Source organism: Pseudomonas sp. S2_H10 (genome assembly GCF_054668285.1).
In genome coordinates this window covers 3,907,485-3,922,815 of sequence record NZ_CP162754.1, presented here as the reverse complement: position 1 = coordinate 3,922,815, position 15,331 = coordinate 3,907,485, and the positions used below count along the sequence as shown (strand labels likewise).

13 protein-coding genes and 1 pseudogene are annotated in these 15,331 nt (G+C 59.8%); 9 read left to right on the top strand and 5 right to left on the bottom strand.

The window, feature by feature from the left end; genetic code table 11:
* Window positions 1–186 precede the first annotated feature (186 nt).
* From AB4O16_RS17525 to AB4O16_RS17510, 4 genes and pseudogenes are all read left to right on the top strand, one after another.
* Entirely contained in the window at window positions 187–477 is a 291-nt protein-coding gene (locus AB4O16_RS17525) for a hypothetical protein (protein ID WP_160390748.1), read from the top strand.
* A 311-nt stretch (window positions 478–788) separates the two neighbouring features.
* Entirely contained in the window at window positions 789–1,283 is a 495-nt protein-coding gene (locus AB4O16_RS17520) for a helix-turn-helix domain-containing protein (RefSeq protein ID WP_460155407.1), read from the top strand.
* A pseudogene (locus tag AB4O16_RS17515) lies at window positions 1,280–2,556 on the top strand (type II toxin-antitoxin system HipA family toxin). Before AB4O16_RS17520 ends, AB4O16_RS17515 begins: the two are co-directional and overlap by 4 nt.
* A complete protein-coding gene (locus tag AB4O16_RS17510; protein WP_460155406.1) occupies window positions 2,553–2,906 on the top strand; it encodes a DUF1493 family protein in 354 nt (117 codons plus the stop codon). Before AB4O16_RS17515 ends, AB4O16_RS17510 begins: the two are co-directional and overlap by 4 nt.
* Window positions 2,907–3,002: 96 nt before the next feature.
* Here AB4O16_RS17510 and AB4O16_RS17505 read toward each other — a convergent pair whose 3' ends face one another.
* The 3 genes from AB4O16_RS17505 to AB4O16_RS17495 form a co-directional block, all read right to left on the bottom strand.
* Window positions 3,003–4,544, bottom strand: coding sequence for a phosphoenolpyruvate carboxykinase (locus AB4O16_RS17505; RefSeq protein ID WP_160390752.1), 1,542 nt, complete (start codon window positions 4,542–4,544; stop codon window positions 3,003–3,005).
* 180 nt (window positions 4,545–4,724) lie between these two features.
* The gene (gene hslO / locus AB4O16_RS17500) at window positions 4,725–5,627 is read right to left on the bottom strand and encodes an Hsp33 family molecular chaperone HslO (RefSeq protein ID WP_160390753.1); all 903 of its coding nucleotides are present in this window, start codon (window positions 5,625–5,627) and stop codon (window positions 4,725–4,727) included.
* Window positions 5,628–5,948: 321 nt separating this feature from the next.
* On the bottom strand, window positions 5,949–6,356 hold the full coding sequence (locus AB4O16_RS17495) for an RNA-binding S4 domain-containing protein (RefSeq protein WP_160390754.1): 408 nt from the start codon (window positions 6,354–6,356) through the stop codon (window positions 5,949–5,951).
* 216 nt (window positions 6,357–6,572) lie between these two features.
* Between AB4O16_RS17495 and rimB the strand changes: the two genes are divergently transcribed.
* Together rimB and rimK are read left to right on the top strand one after the other, a co-directional pair.
* Window positions 6,573–7,052, top strand: a complete 480-nt coding sequence (gene rimB, locus AB4O16_RS17490) for a retropepsin-like aspartic endopeptidase RimB (protein ID WP_008003225.1) — start codon at window positions 6,573–6,575, stop codon at window positions 7,050–7,052.
* On the top strand, window positions 7,049–7,954 hold the full coding sequence (gene rimK / locus AB4O16_RS17485) for a 30S ribosomal protein S6--L-glutamate ligase (RefSeq protein ID WP_007972871.1): 906 nt from the start codon (window positions 7,049–7,051) through the stop codon (window positions 7,952–7,954). Before rimB ends, rimK begins: the two co-directional genes overlap by 4 nt.
* Before the next feature lie 154 nt (window positions 7,955–8,108).
* Here the strand turns inward: rimK and AB4O16_RS17480 are convergent, their stop codons facing one another.
* The gene (locus AB4O16_RS17480) at window positions 8,109–9,422 is read right to left on the bottom strand and encodes an ATP-binding protein (protein WP_160390755.1); all 1,314 of its coding nucleotides are present in this window, start codon (window positions 9,420–9,422) and stop codon (window positions 8,109–8,111) included.
* 115 nt (window positions 9,423–9,537) lie between these two features.
* Complete coding sequence (ompR, locus tag AB4O16_RS17475) at window positions 9,538–10,278, bottom strand: osmolarity response regulator transcription factor OmpR (RefSeq protein WP_047536233.1); 741 nt, start codon at window positions 10,276–10,278, stop codon at window positions 9,538–9,540.
* Window positions 10,279–10,639: 361 nt separating this feature from the next.
* Between ompR and AB4O16_RS17470 the strand changes: the two genes are divergently transcribed.
* The 3 genes from AB4O16_RS17470 (at window position 10,640) to gshA (ending at window position 15,163) form a co-directional block, all read left to right on the top strand.
* Window positions 10,640–12,964 carry a Tex family protein gene (locus tag AB4O16_RS17470; RefSeq protein ID WP_460155405.1) on the top strand — a complete coding sequence of 775 codons (2,325 nt, stop codon included), beginning with the start codon at window positions 10,640–10,642 and terminating at the stop codon, window positions 12,962–12,964.
* On the top strand, window positions 12,964–13,347 hold the full coding sequence (locus tag AB4O16_RS17465) for a PaaI family thioesterase (RefSeq protein WP_460155404.1): 384 nt from the start codon (window positions 12,964–12,966) through the stop codon (window positions 13,345–13,347). The genes AB4O16_RS17470 and AB4O16_RS17465 overlap by 1 nt, the downstream gene beginning before the upstream one ends.
* Window positions 13,348–13,579: 232 nt before the next feature.
* The gene (gene gshA, locus AB4O16_RS17460; protein ID WP_460155403.1) at window positions 13,580–15,163 is read left to right on the top strand and encodes a glutamate--cysteine ligase; all 1,584 of its coding nucleotides are present in this window, start codon (window positions 13,580–13,582) and stop codon (window positions 15,161–15,163) included.
* The last annotated feature ends 168 nt before the right edge of the window (window positions 15,164–15,331 follow it).

Genomic DNA, 15,331 nt, shown 5'->3' with positions numbered 1-15,331 from the left:
GTCACGTTAAAAAACCAGCAGCAGCGTGTAGTCCCTTTCCTCAAAATATGACAAAACCCTTACAAAGCCTGTCGATCTCAGCCGTCTTGTTCCGCAACGCCATACCCTCCTATAGTTTCCAGCGCGGCTGAAAACAGTGTCTCGGCCTGCCGGGAACATTTGCCGATTTCGCACAGGATCCACTCAATGAAAAACCCTGACTCACTGACAGCCCGCTACCACCCACTCAAGACCCGCTACAGCGAAACCCCGGTGCTGGTCATCGACACCGAGGCCGACCCCTACGAGATCCTCGATGCCGCCCGACAACGCATCCGCGCCGCCAGCGACCTGCTCGAAACCCTTTATTGCACGTGTTTCAAACAGGCCGATGCGAGCGACATCCCCAAGATCGTCAGTGCCCTGTACCTGCTGACCCAGGATGGCAACGACATGCTCGACATTGCCCGACAGCGTTTGCCGAAACTCACCACCTGAACCATCACCACAACCCCCTGTAGGAGCTGGCTTGCCAGCGATGAACGTAACGCGGTGCGACCTGCTCAAGGTTGCCCAGCACAACGCATGCTGAAAGTCCCGCTTAACGCCATTCATCAGAGCGCTAAAGTGGAATTATTCTGGCTGTTTCAATATAAAACAGATGGAATAATGGTAGTTAGAAGGCATTCCTTAAGAAAATCAGCGTCACGAGAATGGTGTCTTTTTCAATGCCCCAATCGCAGCTCACCCTTTCCTTTAAGTGCTATTATTCTGGCAGTTATAGCGCCCTAATGAAGGAATATTGGCACATGGCCAAGAAGACAGCTCCACTCTTGCCCGCCGCTTCCAGACTACTTTCCGAGTTCGGCGAGCGACTGAAACTCGCTCGCCTACGCCGCAAACTCACTGCCAAACAAGTTGCCGAGAGGTCGGGCATGTCCCTGACAACCTTGCGTTCCCTGGAATCAGGTGGCTCAGGGGTGACCATCGGCGCCTACCTGTCTGTCATGCAGGTTCTGGGGCTGGAAAAAGACTTGAACAAACTCGCGGCAACCGATGAGGTGGGCCGTCAACTGCAAGACGCACAACTCAAATCCAAGGCAACCTCCGCTCAAGACTCAAACCGACGAGTACGCAGAATAAGCACAGTAAAAAAAGCCCCTCCGACACCTGAAAAAGACGCCGGAGTGATTGAAAGTGCCACCCAGACAGAAGATCTATCCGCTGACTTCCCCTTCAACACCCAGTCACTTTCCAATCTGTTGACCAAGAAAAAAACCAAGCCCGCGACAGGTGAAAAATGACGCACATTGCGGTGTATGCCGATTGGGAGTCCTTGAATGGGCCCAGACGTCTCGGTTTTCTGCATGCCCGAAAGGCCCGCTCCACAGAAGTCTTCGAGTTTGAGTACGACACTGCTGCGCTGGCGGATCCCGAGTTGAACTTCACACCCCTGGACCCTCGAATCGGGCTCTATGAAGGTCGTCAGTTCCCGGGGCAGCATCAAAGCCGGTTTGGCGTGTTCGCTGATTCAAGCCCGGATCGGTGGGGCCAATTACTGATGAAGCGACGACTGGAACGCGATATCCGCGACGGCCTGGCTGCCAAAGGCAGCAAGCTTCACGAGTCGGACTTCCTGTTAGGCGTACATGACCTCTATCGGGTCGGTGCGATCCGCTACAAGCTCAATGACCAAGGCAATTTTCTCGATGATCGTGATGGCGTGGCCGCCCCCCGTTCATTGAGCTGCGGGCTTTGGAGCAAGCGAGCCGAGCGCTGGAAAACGATCCGGACAACACCTCACTCGATGGCCGCGAGTGGCTGAGAATGCTGATCGCACCTGGAGGCTCACTGGGTGGCGCACGCCCCAAGGCCAGCGTTGCAGACGAGCAGGGGCACTTGTGGATTGCCAAGTTCCCCAGCACCCGCGACGACTATGACATTGGCGCTTGGGAGCTGGTGGTGAATGCCCTGGCCAATCATTGTGGCCTTCGAGTCGCGACCGGCATCGCCCGACGCTACGCCAGTGATCATCACTGCTTCATGGTCAAGCGCTTCGACCGCACAGATCGGGGTGGTCGCCTGCACTTTGCCTCGGCCATGACCATGACTGATCGAGTTGACGGTGACGATGCCTCAGTCGGCGCAAGCTACCTTGAGCTGGCCGAAGTGCTCATGGAACACGGTTCGCAAACCAACGCAGACCTACGGGAGTTGTGGTCACGAATTGTGTTCAACATCCTGGTCTCCAACAGCGACGATCACCTGCGTAACCATGGTTTTATCCTTGATCCGGGTCGGGGATGGCGATTGTCTGCCGCCTATGACATGAACCCGGTGGCCCACGCCGACGGCTTGAAACTAAACATCACAGATACCGACAACGCCCTGGATCTGGAACTGGCCCGGGAAGTGGCGGAGTATTTTCGGGTCAGTCGTATGGATGCAGAAAACATCATCGAGAGCTTCAAAGAAGTCGTCAGCCAATGGTCAACGCTAGCAGGGGCTCTGGGCCTATCGAAACGTGAACAGGATAATATGGCGCCTGCATTTCGATTGGCGGAACCTAAGCAATGAACCTCGCCCCCAACCTCCCCGACGACCACTTGATGCAGCAACTCATGCAACTGCTGCATGAAGAACTCGGCTTCCCCGAACGCAAAACCATAAGCCTGACCACCTCGATCAACTTCGACTTGGGCTGCAACGGTGCAGACGCCCGGCATTTGATCGAAACCCTGGAAGACCACTTCGCCATCGACTTCGTGGATTTCGACAGCTATCGCTATTTCCAGCCCGACGGCTTTGACGTGAATCTAAAGCGCAAGGCCAAGGGTCGCGGCGAGAAGGTGTCCTTGACCATTGGCATGCTCTACCGGGCCATCAAGGCCCAACGCTGGGACACGGATGAGCTCGAGGGCCTATAACAGCCCGACGCATTCTGACCTGCCCGCGAAAAACTGAATCTCGCGCACAAAAAAGCCGCCCCGAGGGGCGGCTTCTTCGTTAGCTCAATCCAACACTTACAGCTTTGGACCCGCAGCCTTGATCGCGTCGCTCACTTCGAACTTCTTGAAGTTCTCGACGAACAGGCCGGCCAGTGCTTTGGCGGCTTCGTCGTAGGCGGCTACGTCGGCCCAGGTGTTGCGTGGGTTCAGCAGGCCAGTCTCAACGCCCGGTACGGCCAATGGCACGTCGAGGTTGATGGTGTCCAGGTGCTCGGTTTCGGTACCGATCAGCGCGCCGCTCTGGATCGCTGCGATCACCGCACGGGTGGTCGGGATGTTGAAGCGCTTGCCGACGCCGTAGCCACCGCCGGTCCAGCCGGTGTTGACCAGGTAGACCTTGGAGCCGAAGCCGCGGATGCGCTTGATCAGCAGTTCAGCGTATTCGCCGGCCGGACGCGGGAAGAACGGTGCGCCGAAGCAGGTGGAGAAGGTCGACTTGATGCCGCTGCCCGAACCCATTTCAGTCGAGCCAACCAGAGCGGTGTAGCCGGACAGGAAGTGGTAGGCCGCTTGCTCTTCGTTGAGGATCGACACTGGCGGCAGCACGCCAGTCAGGTCGCAGGTCAGGAAGATCACAGCGTTCGGCTCGCCACCGAGGTTCTTCTCGGAACGCTTGGCAACGTGCTCCAGCGGGTAGGCGGCACGGCTGTTCTGGGTCAGGCTGACATCGGTGTAGTCGGCGTGCTTGGCGTCATCGATGACGACGTTTTCCAGGACCGCGCCGTGCTTGATGGCTTTCCAGATAACCGGCTCGTTCTTCTCGGACAGGTCGATGCACTTGGCGTAGCAACCGCCTTCGATGTTGAAGACAACGCCTTCGCCCCAGCCGTGTTCGTCGTCACCGATCAGGTAACGGCTTTCGTCGGCCGACAGGGTGGTCTTGCCGGTACCGGACAGACCGAAGAACAGGGTCACGTCGCCCTCTTCGCCGATGTTGGCGGCGCAGTGCATTGGCAATACGTCGGCAGCCGGCAGCAGGAAGTTCTGCACGGAGAACATGGCTTTCTTCATTTCACCGGCGTAACGCATGCCGGCGATCAGCACTTTCTTCTGTGCGAAGTTGATGATCACGCAGCCGTCGGAGTTGGTGCCGTCACGCTCTGGCACGCACTCGAAGTTGGCCACGTTGAGGACCTGCCACTCGTCACGACCCGCCGGGTTGTACTGGGCCGGGTTGATGAACAGGCAACGGCCGAACAGGTTCTGCCAGGCAGTCTGGGTGGTCATCTTCACGGCCAGGTAGTGCTCGGAAGCAGCACCTACATGCACGTGGGAAACGAAATGCTCTTGCGCGTTGTTGAAAGCTTCAACACGGTCCCACAGGGCGTCGAACTTGTCGGCCGGGAACTTGCGGTTGATCGGGCCCCAGGCGATGGCGCCCGTGGTGCTCGGCTCATCAACGATGAAACGATCGACTGGCGAACGGCCGGTACGGTGACCGGTACGAACAACCAGTGCGCCGGTATCGGCAAGCTCGCCTTCACCGCGGTTGAGGGCTTCTTTAACCAGATCATCAACACTCAGATCGGTGTACACGGCGTTATTGGCTTGCGTCATGAGGTTCCCCGTCGGCCAGTGGCCGAGTGCTCCAAACGTTTTTGTAGTAGAAAGTCGTGCACTACTACCGCGAAAAAAGTGGGCCGGATTATGCCAGAAAAGCCCAAAAAGAGTAGGCCCCTCCTGTCGTAACGGCGTTAATCCGGCGCAAGGCAGTGAATTTACCTGCGCTGAACCGTTTTAGTGACGGGTATCTGACGGCGTCTCGATGCCCGCACCCGCGAACAATTGAGTGACATCGGCCGCGTCGAACAGATAGCGCTGGTTGCAAAACTGGCAATCGATCTCGATGTTGCCACCGTGTTCTACCACCAATTGTTGCGCGTCCTCCACACCCAGACTGACCAGCGCATTGGCCGAACGTTCGCGCGAGCAGCTGCAGCGGAAGCGCAACTTCTGCACATCGAACAACCGCACCTGCTCGTCGTGGTACAGACGATGCAGCACGGTTTCGTTGTCCAGGCCCAACAGCTCATCGGCGGTCAGCGTACCGCCCAGCGTGGTGATGTGCTGCCAGCTGGCGGCGCGCTCGTCTTCGTCTTTCAAACGGTCGGCAGGCAGTTGTTGCAGCAGCAGGCCACGGGCGCGACGGCCATCGGCGTACAGCCAGAAGCGTGTGCCGACTTGCTGGGACATGACGAAGTAGTTGGTGAAGCACTCGGACAGGGTGGCGCCGTCGAGGTCGACGATGCCCTGGTAGCGCTGGCCCTGTTTCGGGTCGATGGTCAATGCCAGCACGCCGTCCGGCATCAGGTCGGCCAGGGTTGCATCGGCAGCGATGCGATCCGCGTCGTAACGGGCCAGACCACGGATGTCGCGCTCGCTGGAGCACTCGATCATCAGCAGCGGGATCGGGCCTTCGGAACGTGCCTGCAGTATCAGCAAGCCATCGAACTTCATCGTGCCGACCAGCAACGATGCGGCCGCCATCAGCTCGCCGAGCAGTTGCGCGACCGGCTGCGGGTAGGCGTGCTTGGCCAGGACTTCGGCGTAGCTGAGCTCCAACGAGACCAGCTCGCCACGGGTGTCGCTGTCATCGAAGATGAAGCGTTGGGTGAAGTCGTTATCCGCTTGATCGGTCATAGGTCTGGGTATCTGAAGTGGTGAAAAAGGTGACAGGAAACAGGAAATTTTCCTTGCGCCAGCCCTCGGGGGCGCAATGTTCAGCCATGAAAGGCATTTTATGAACAATCCGGGCCTGATCCAAGCAAGGTGGAACAAGCGCCGACGGATTCCGGGTCGTTTCCCGCTCTGCACTGCTGGCAATCTGGTTATGGCCTACAGGTCAGAGACTGTGTGCGATTTTCGACGAGCGGCGGTTTGTTCAACTCAAAGCGACGCTGGCGATTCACCCGATATGGATGCGCAGGCCGCCAATTGCAAGTGCGCAGACCATCGATCCCTTCAATCGCCGTGGCTGTCACCACGAAACTTGAACAGATCCCGCCGCTGCTTCTTGCTCGGCTTGCCGTCGGTGCTCACGCCCAGGGCGCCCGCCTTTCTTTGCGCCGCCGCCTCTTCGCGCTTGGCGATGCTGGCTTGTGTCTCGGCATACAAGGTCTGCGCCTCCGGGGCGCCACGGCGAACGATCGACAACGCCTGGACCACCACTGTGCGCTCATCGAAACCGGCGCGTATCACAAACTCATCGCCGACCCGAGGCTCTTTACCCGGCTTGCAGCGTTCGCCCCGGCAATGCACCTTGCCGCTTTCAATGGCCGCCTTGGCCAGGGCGCGGGTTTTGTAGAATCGTGCAGCCCACAACCATTTATCGAGGCGGACTTTGTCGTCCTCTTCGTTTTTTTGTGCCATGGAATTTCCTCATTCTGAAATATTGGTGAACTGTACTACCGTTTCTCTCGTACCAAGAATTTCACCGGAGCGGATTACAATGCACCTATTCCAGAACCTCACCGAGGGACTGGAAATCCGGGCCGTAGATATCTGTCGCCTTTTAATCATTATTCTGCGTGAATACCGCGAATCCGGCCGCGTGCGGCCCGAGCGGTTTCTACCGGTTGAGCACTTTTGAAGACATTTGACCATTTGACCGTTGTCGGTCTGCGCGAGTGGGTGGCGCTCCCGGATTTGGGAGTCGCGGGCCTTCGGGCAAAAATCGACACCGGTGCCAGCACCTCAAGCCTCCACGCCACCGAAATCGAGCTGTTCGAGCGCGATGGTGAGCAGTGGGTGCGCTTTACCGCCCACCTGGGTTCCGTCGTCCAACTACGCCACCGGCGCTGCGAAGCACCGTTGGTGACGATGAAAACCATTAAAAGCTCAAACGGTCACGCGCAGGTGCGATACGTGATCAGCACCACCCTGGCCCTTGGTGATCGGGTCTGGAGGGTCGAGTTCACGCTCGCCTGCCGCAAGTCCATGCGTTATCGCCTGCTGCTCGGCTCCAAAGCCCTGATCCACGGCCAGTTGGTGGTCAATCCGGGCATCAAGTATGTACAAGACAAGCCGGTGTTCCCGGTATCTACCTCCTCCACAGGTGTTGCATGAAGATCGCTGTGCTGTCGCGGAACCCGCGTCTGTATTCCACCCGCCGCCTGGTTGAAGCCGGTACCGAACGCGGCCATGAAATGGTGGTGGTCGATACCCTGCGCGCCTACATGAACATTGCCAGCCACAAACCACAGATCCATTACCGCGGCAAACCGCTGGAGGGTTTCGATGCGGTGATTCCACGGATCGGTGCGTCCGTGACCTTTTATGGCTGTGCAGTGCTGCGCCAGTTCGAAATGATGGGGGTGTTCCCGCTCAACGAATCGGTGGCCATTGCCCGCTCGCGGGACAAGCTGCGCTCGCTGCAATTGCTCTCGCGGCGCGGGATCGGTTTGCCGGTTACCGGTTTTGCCCACTCCCCCGACGACATTCCCGACCTGATCGAAATGGTCAACGGCGCACCGCTGGTGATCAAGGTGCTGGAAGGCACCCAGGGCATCGGCGTGGTGCTGTGCGAAACCGCCACGGCCGCGGAATCGGTGATCGAGGCGTTCATGGGCCTCAAGCAGAACATCATGGTTCAGGAGTACATCAAGGAAGCCGGTGGTGCGGACATTCGCTGCTTCGTCGTCGGTGACAAGGTGATTGCAGCGATGAAGCGCCAGGCCAAACCCGGCGAATTTCGCTCCAACCTGCATCGCGGTGGCAGCGCGAGCCTGATCAAGATCACACCCGAGGAGCGCATGACCGCATTGCGCGCGGCGAAGGTCATGGGGTTGGCGGTCGCTGGTGTCGACATCCTGCGATCCAATCATGGGCCTCTGGTGATGGAAGTGAACTCGTCGCCGGGGCTTGAGGGGATTGAGACCACCACCGGGAAGAATGTGGCGGGGATCATCATTGAGCATCTGGAGAAGAATGGTGGGCCGAATATGACTCGGACCAAAGGCAAGGGTTAAACCTCAAGCCTTGTGGCGGCAGGGATGCCGCCTTCGCGGGCAAGCCCGCTCCCACAGGACTTTGGGTTGGTAGCGATATTTCGGCTAGCCACAATCACTGTGGGAGCGGGCTTGCCCGCGATGGGGCCATCAGCCTCACTGAAAAAAATCAGGCTTAAACGGCATCCCTCGGCAACATCAACCCCAGCGGCAACCGCACTCGAGCTTCCAGGCCACCGCCCGAACGGTTGCGCAGTTCAACATTTCCGCCGTGCATCGAAGCAATCCGTTTCACGATCGCCAGGCCCAGACCGGTACCCTTCCCGCCGCGGGCACGATCACCACGGGTGAACGGGTTGAAGATGGCCTCCAGCTCCGACGGATCGATCCCGGCGCCACGGTCCATGACGCTCAGGACCACGTACGGTGCGGCCGTGTCCCCGGAGACGTACGCCGCCACTTCCACACCGCTGCCGGCATGATGCAACGCATTGCCGATCAGGTTGTTCAGCAGCCGTTTCATCGACACGCGACGCAATGGAAACGGCTGGATCGGCTCCAGGCGCAGCCGCACTTTCTCTTCATTCTGGTTGTAGGGTGCAGCGACTTCGCGGACCAGGTCGCTCAGGTCAACCTCCTCCACGGACTCGTCACGCCCGTCACGAATGAACGCCAGGAACTGGTCGAGAATCGCATCCATGTCTTCGATGTCACGCACCATGTCGTCGGTCAGATCGGTGCGATCGCCCATCAATTCCAGGGACAGGCGCAAGCGGGTCAACGGTGTGCGCAAGTCGTGGGACACCCCGGCCAGCATCAGCTCGCGCTCGCGACCGGCCTGCTCGACGTCTTCGGCCATCTGGTTGAAAGCGCGATAAACCTCTGTCATTTCACTCGGTGTGTCGCTGATCGGCAGGCGCACACTGCGACCCTGCCCCAGTTGCCGCGCCGCGTACACCAAGCGTTTCAAAGGCTGGTTGAGCTGGCTGACGAAGATCCATGCCGCCGCCGTGGACAACAACCCGATAGCGAGGAACCAGCCCAGCACGTTCCAGATTTTCTGACCGCGCAGTGGGTGCGGATACAGCGGAACCTTGAGCCAGCCCTCACCCAGGCTTGGCGCTCGAACCCATAACGCCGGCGGTGCATGCATGCGCAATCGCACTTCGGTGTCAGCCCCCAGCTCAGCCTGCATCTGCCGCTGATAGATCTCACTGTAGGGCCAGTGTTGCTCGCCTTCCGGCACCCCGGCCCCGACCACTCGTATCAGGGGCACGGAACCTGCGATCTTTTCACGGTTTTCTTCATCGGCAGCCCAATAGGCACGCAGCGTCAGGGCGACACCGTGGCTGTATTGGCGGTCCACCAGCACGTCTTCGTTCATCAGCAGATAAACCAGGGTCAGCGCCTTGGAGAAGAGAACAACGATAAGCACCAGCCAAAGGGTGCGAGAGAAAAAGCTCTGGGGGAACCAAACGGGGGTTTTCATGGGTAACCGTTAAACACTTGCAGGAGCGAGCGATGCTCGCATATTGCGGATCGCGAGTCTGCGGACAGGATCAATTGATCCGTTGTCCGCATGACCCGCTCCTACAAATCGCCAATCACTTGGTGGCGGTACCATCCGGCACAAACACGTAGCCCACGCCCCAGACAGTCTGGATGTAGCGCGGTTTGGACGGATCGGGTTCGATCATCCGGCGCAGACGGGAGATCTGCACATCGATGGAACGCTCCAGGGCATCCCACTCGCGGCCTCGGGCCAGGTTCATCAACTTGTCGCGGGTCAGCGGTTGACGCGCGTTCATCACCAGGGCCTTGAGTACAGCGAATTCACCGGTGGTGAGCATGTGCACTTCTTCGCCGCGCTTGAGCTCGCGGGTGGCCAGGGACAATTCGTAGTCACCGAAGGTCACGCTTTCGTCTTCGCTGCCCGGGGCGCCAGGCACCGGAGCCGACTGGCGACGTAATACCGCCTTGACGCGGGCCATCAGCTCATCGGGGTTGAACGGCTTGGCCAGGTAATCGTCGGCGCCCAGTTCCAGGCCCTTGATGCGGCTCAGCTCGTCGCCCTTGGCGGTCAGCATGATGATCGGAATCTGGTTGTTCGCACCGCGCAGACGGCGGCAGGCGGTCAAGCCGTCTTCACCGGGCAGCATCAGGTCGAGGACGACCAGGTTGAACACTTCGCGCGCCAGCAGGCGATCCATTTGCTCGGTGTTCGGTACGGCGCGGGCGCGGTAGCCCTTGCTGACGAAAAAACGCTCCAGCAGGCTGCTCAGCCCGGGATCGTCGTCAACGATAAGAATTTTTTCGCCTTCAGCAATGTTTGCAGTGCTGCTCATTAGATGCTCCTTTGATCTCGGCGCGCATTATGGCCTAGCTGCCGTTATACGCACCGTGTGCATTGTTAGCAGATTTTTCCTTTACCGCCAGAAAACCGGCCACTCAAGCCGCATCCCGCGATACCCCCGAATGCCGGAACGCTGGTTATAATGCGCGGCCTTTTGTGTCAGGCAACATCAGACAGGTACTACAGACGGGCGCCATTTTTTTTCATGGCGCCGGCAGTAATTGTTCGATTTCACGGGTCAACGGGATACCTTTTGATCCAGGTAGCGGCGCAGCCCAGGCCGCTCAACCAGACTCGCCGAGGCCCTATCTCTGCGCCTGCGAGCCTGCTTTCACAATTTGTCAGGTGGTTTTATGGACAGCATCAACAGCCGCATCGCCGAGGAACTCGGTGTACGCCCACAACAGGTCGAAGCGGCCGTCGCGCTACTCGATGAAGGCTCAACCGTTCCCTTCATCGCCCGTTACCGGAAAGAAGTGACCGGCAGCCTCGACGATACGCAATTGCGTCATCTGGAAGAGCGCCTGCGCTACCTGCGAGAACTCGACGAACGGCGCATCAGCATCCTTGCCAGCATCCAGGAGCAAGGCAAGCTGACCCCGCAGCTTGAACGCGACATCAAGCTCGCCGACACCAAGACCCGCCTCGAAGACTTGTACCTGCCGTACAAGCAGAAGCGCCGCACCAAGGGCCAGATCGCCCTGGAAGCCGGCCTGGGCGATCTGGCCGACGGCCTGTTCAACGACCCGTCCCTGAGCCCGGAAACCGAAGCCGCACGTTTCATCGACGCGGAAAAAGGCGTGGCCGATGTAAAGGCTGCGCTCGAAGGCGCCAAGTACATCCTGATGGAGCGCTTCGCCGAAGACGCAGGCCTCTTGGACAAGCTGCGCAGCTACCTCAAGCAGGAAGCCACCCTCAGTGCCCGCGTGATCGCCGGCAAGGAAGAGGAAGGCGCCAAGTTCCGCGACTATTTCGAACACGACGAACCGCTGAAAAGCATGCCATCGCACCGCGCGCTGGCGATTTTCCGTGGTCGCAACGAAGGCATTCTCAGCTCCGCGCTGAAAGTCGGCGATGAGCTGCCAGGCACCATGCATCCGTGCGAAGGCATGATCGGCCAGCAATTCGGCATCCAGAACCAAAACCGTGCCGCCGACAAATGGCTGGGCGAAGTGGTGCGCTGGACCTGGAAGGTCAAGCTCTATACCCACCTGGAAACCGATCTGCTGGGCGAGCTGCGCGATGGCGCGGAAACCGAAGCGATCAACGTCTTCGCCCACAACCTGCACGACCTGCTGCTGTCGGCCCCGGCCGGCCCGCGCGCCACCCTGGGCCTCGACCCGGGCCTGCGTACCGGTTGCAAGGTCGCCGTGGTCGACTCCACGGGCAAACTGCTGGATCACGCCACGGTTTACCCGCACGTGCCGCACAACAAGTGGGACCAGACCCTCGCCGTGCTCGCCGCCCTGTGCGCCAAGCACTCGGTGGACCTGATCGCCATCGGTAACGGTACCGCCAGCCGCGAAACCGACAAGCTGGCCGCTGAACTGATCAAAAAATACCCGGCCATGAAAATGACCAAGGTCATGGTTTCCGAGGCCGGGGCATCGGTTTACTCGGCATCGGAGCTGGCTTCCAAGGAATTCCCGGACCTCGACGTGTCGATCCGTGGCGCCGTGTCGATTGCCCGTCGCCTGCAAGACCCGCTGGCCGAACTGGTGAAGATCGATCCGAAATCCATCGGCGTCGGCCAGTACCAGCACGACGTGTCGCAGCTGAAACTGGCCCGAGGCCTGGATGCGGTAGTCGAAGACTGCGTGAACGCCGTCGGCGTCGACGTGAACACCGCTTCCGTGGCGCTGCTGGCACGGATCTCCGGCCTCAACGCGACCCTGGCGCAGAACATCGTCAGCCACCGCGACGAGAACGGCGCGTTCAAGACCCGCGCTGCGCTGAAGAAAGTCGCGCGCCTGGGCGAGAAAACCTTCGAACAGGCCGCTGGATTCCTGCGCGTCATGAACGGTGAAAACCCGCTGGACTCGTCGGCGGTTCACCCGGAAGCCTATCCGCTGGTTCAGCGCATCGCCGCTGAAACCGACCGTGACATCCGCTCGCTGATTGGCGACGCCACGTTCCTCAAGCGCCTCGATCCGAAGAAGTACACCGATGAAACCTTCGGTCTGCCGACCGTGACCGACATTCTCCAGGAACTGGAAAAACCCGGCCGCGACCCGCGTCCCGAGTTCAAGACCGCCGAGTTCCAGGAAGGCGTCGAAGACCTCAAGGACCTGCAACTGGGCATGATCCTCGAAGGCGTGGTGACCAACGTGACCAACTTCGGTGCCTTCGTCGATATCGGCGTGCATCAGGACGGTTTGGTGCACATCTCTGCACTTTCTGAGAAGTTCATCAAGGATCCTCGCGAAGCGGTGAAGGCCGGTGACGTGGTGAAAGTGAAGGTCATGGAAATCGACATCCCGCGCAAACGTGTTGGCCTGTCGATGCGCATGAGCGACACCCCGGGCGAGAAAATCGACGGCGCTCGCGGCGCGCGTCCGGGGTCGGCGCCACGCCAGTCCCAGAACACCGCACCGCGCAAGGAAACCACGGCAGCAGCCCCGAGCAACAACGCCATGGCTTCGCTGTTCGCCAACGCCAAGCAGTTGAAGAAACGCTGATGGACATCCCCGCCGGGCTGACCGAAAGCGCGTTTTTCAAGCTGCTGGGCTGCCGTTTGCACAGTCTGGAAACCGGGGTGGCGCAAGTCGCCCTGGCGCTGGAACCCCAGCTGCGCAATCGCGGTGGCAAGCTGCACGGCGGGGCCTTGTTCAGCCTGGTGGACATTGCCATGGGGCTGGCCTGTTCCAGCACTCACGGCTTTGGCCAGCAGAGCGCGACCATCGAGTGCAAGATCAACTACATCCGCGCCGTCTCTGACGGCGAGGTGATGTGCACGGCGCGGGTGATCCACCCGGGCCGGCGCACACTGGTGGTCGAGGCCGATGTGATGCAGGGCGACAAACTGGTCGCAAAAGCACAAGGCACGTTCGCTGTCCTATAGCTAGATGTCATCGATTTGAGTTAATTTCGGCGCTAAGACCTGTAGGAGCGAGCTTGCTCGCGATGAACGTCAGGGCGCCGTTTTCATTCAGGCACCCCGCGTTATCGTTAACCTCCATCGCGAGCAAGCTCGCTCCTACAAAACCAGGCGAAAACGCCAGTTTTAACTTCACCCTTGTAGACCGTCTTGCCCACCCCCATATTGGGGCGACTGACGCGTGAAGGAATCCAACTTGAGCGAACTTCTCAACCGCCGCCTGGCCCTGCTCGGCGAGCGCGCTAACCTCTCTCTGCTCGAACAGTGCCTTCACGGCATCGAACGTGAATGCCTGCGCGTGACCGGCGAAGGTCGCCTGGCGCAAACGCCGCACCCGGAAGAATTGGGTTCCGCGCTGACCAATGAACAAATCACCACCGACTACTCCGAGTCGCTGCTGGAGTTCATCACTCCGGCCCTGCCCGACCCGGCGGACACGCTGGCGAGCCTGGACAGCATTCACCGTTTTGCCTACAGCAAGCTCGGCAACGAGTACCTGTGGAGCCCATCGATGCCGTGCCCGTTGCCGGCCGAGGAAGACATCCCGATCGCCTATTACGGCACGTCCAATATCGGGCAGCTCAAGTACGTCTACCGCAAAGGCCTGGCCCTGCGTTACGGCAAGACCATGCAATGCATTGCCGGTATCCACTACAACTTTTCGCTGCCGGAAAAACTCTGGCCGTTGCTCAGGCAGGCCGAAGGCTTTGTCGGCACCGACCGCGATTACCAGTCGTCGGCCTACATCGCGCTGATCCGTAACTTCCGCCGCTACAGCTGGCTGCTGATGTACCTGTTCGGTGCCTCGCCGGCACTGGACGCCGGCTTCCTGCGCGGTCGTTCGCATCAGTTGGAGCAACTGGATCCGCACACCCTGTACTTGCCGTACGCGACCAGCCTGCGCATGAGCGACCTGGGTTACCAGAGCAACGCCCAGGCCGGCCTGACGCCGTGCTACAACGACCTGGCCAGCTACACCGACAGCCTGCGCAAAGCGGTAGCCACGCCGTACGCACCGTACGTCGAAGTCGGCACCCACCAGGATGGCGAGTGGGTACAGCTCAACACCAACATCCTGCAGATCGAAAACGAGTACTACTCCAACATCCGCCCGAAACGCGTGACCTACACTGGCGAGCGTCCTATCCAGGCGCTGGTGGCCCGGGGCATCCAGTACGTTGAAGTGCGCTGCCTGGACATCAACCCGTTCCTGCCGATGGGCATCGACCTCACCGAGTCGCGCTTCCTCGATGCGTTCCTGCTGTACTGCGCGCTCAACGACAGCCCGCTGCTGACCAACACCAGCTGCAACAACGCAACCTCGAACTTCCTCAGCGTGGTCAAGGAAGGTCGTCGCCCAGGCCTGCAACTGCAACGCGATGGCCAGCCGGTTGACCTGAAGGAATGGGCCGCTGAGCTGCTGGAAAATATTGCCCCTCTGGCCGCGATGCTCGACCAGAGCCATGGCGGCGACGCCCACAGCAAAGCGCTGGACGCCCAGATGGCCAAGGTTCGGGATCCTTCCCTGACGCCCTCGGCCCAGGTGCTGGCAGCGATGGCCGAGCACAAGGAAAGCTTCGCCCAGTTCTCCCTGCGCCAGAGCCAGGCCCACGCCGAGTTCTTCCGCAGCGAGCCGTTGGCGGCTGAGGAACAGGCGAAGTTTGAAGAGCGGGCGCGTTCATCGCTGGCTCAGCAGACTGAGCTGGAACAGAACGAAGTCGGTGATTTCGATGTGTTTGTCGGGGCGTACCAGGCGAGCATTCTGGCGATCAGCAACTGAAGGTCCTGCGGACCTTATCGCGAGCAAGCTCGCTCCCACAGTGGATTATCGGTGTGGCTGCAATCGTGCAAACACCATTGAACCCTGTGGGAGCGAGCTTGCTCCGGGCGGCGTTCCGACGATGACCGCGTAGCGGTCGCCCGCAAGTTTTCCTCTCATAAGCTAATT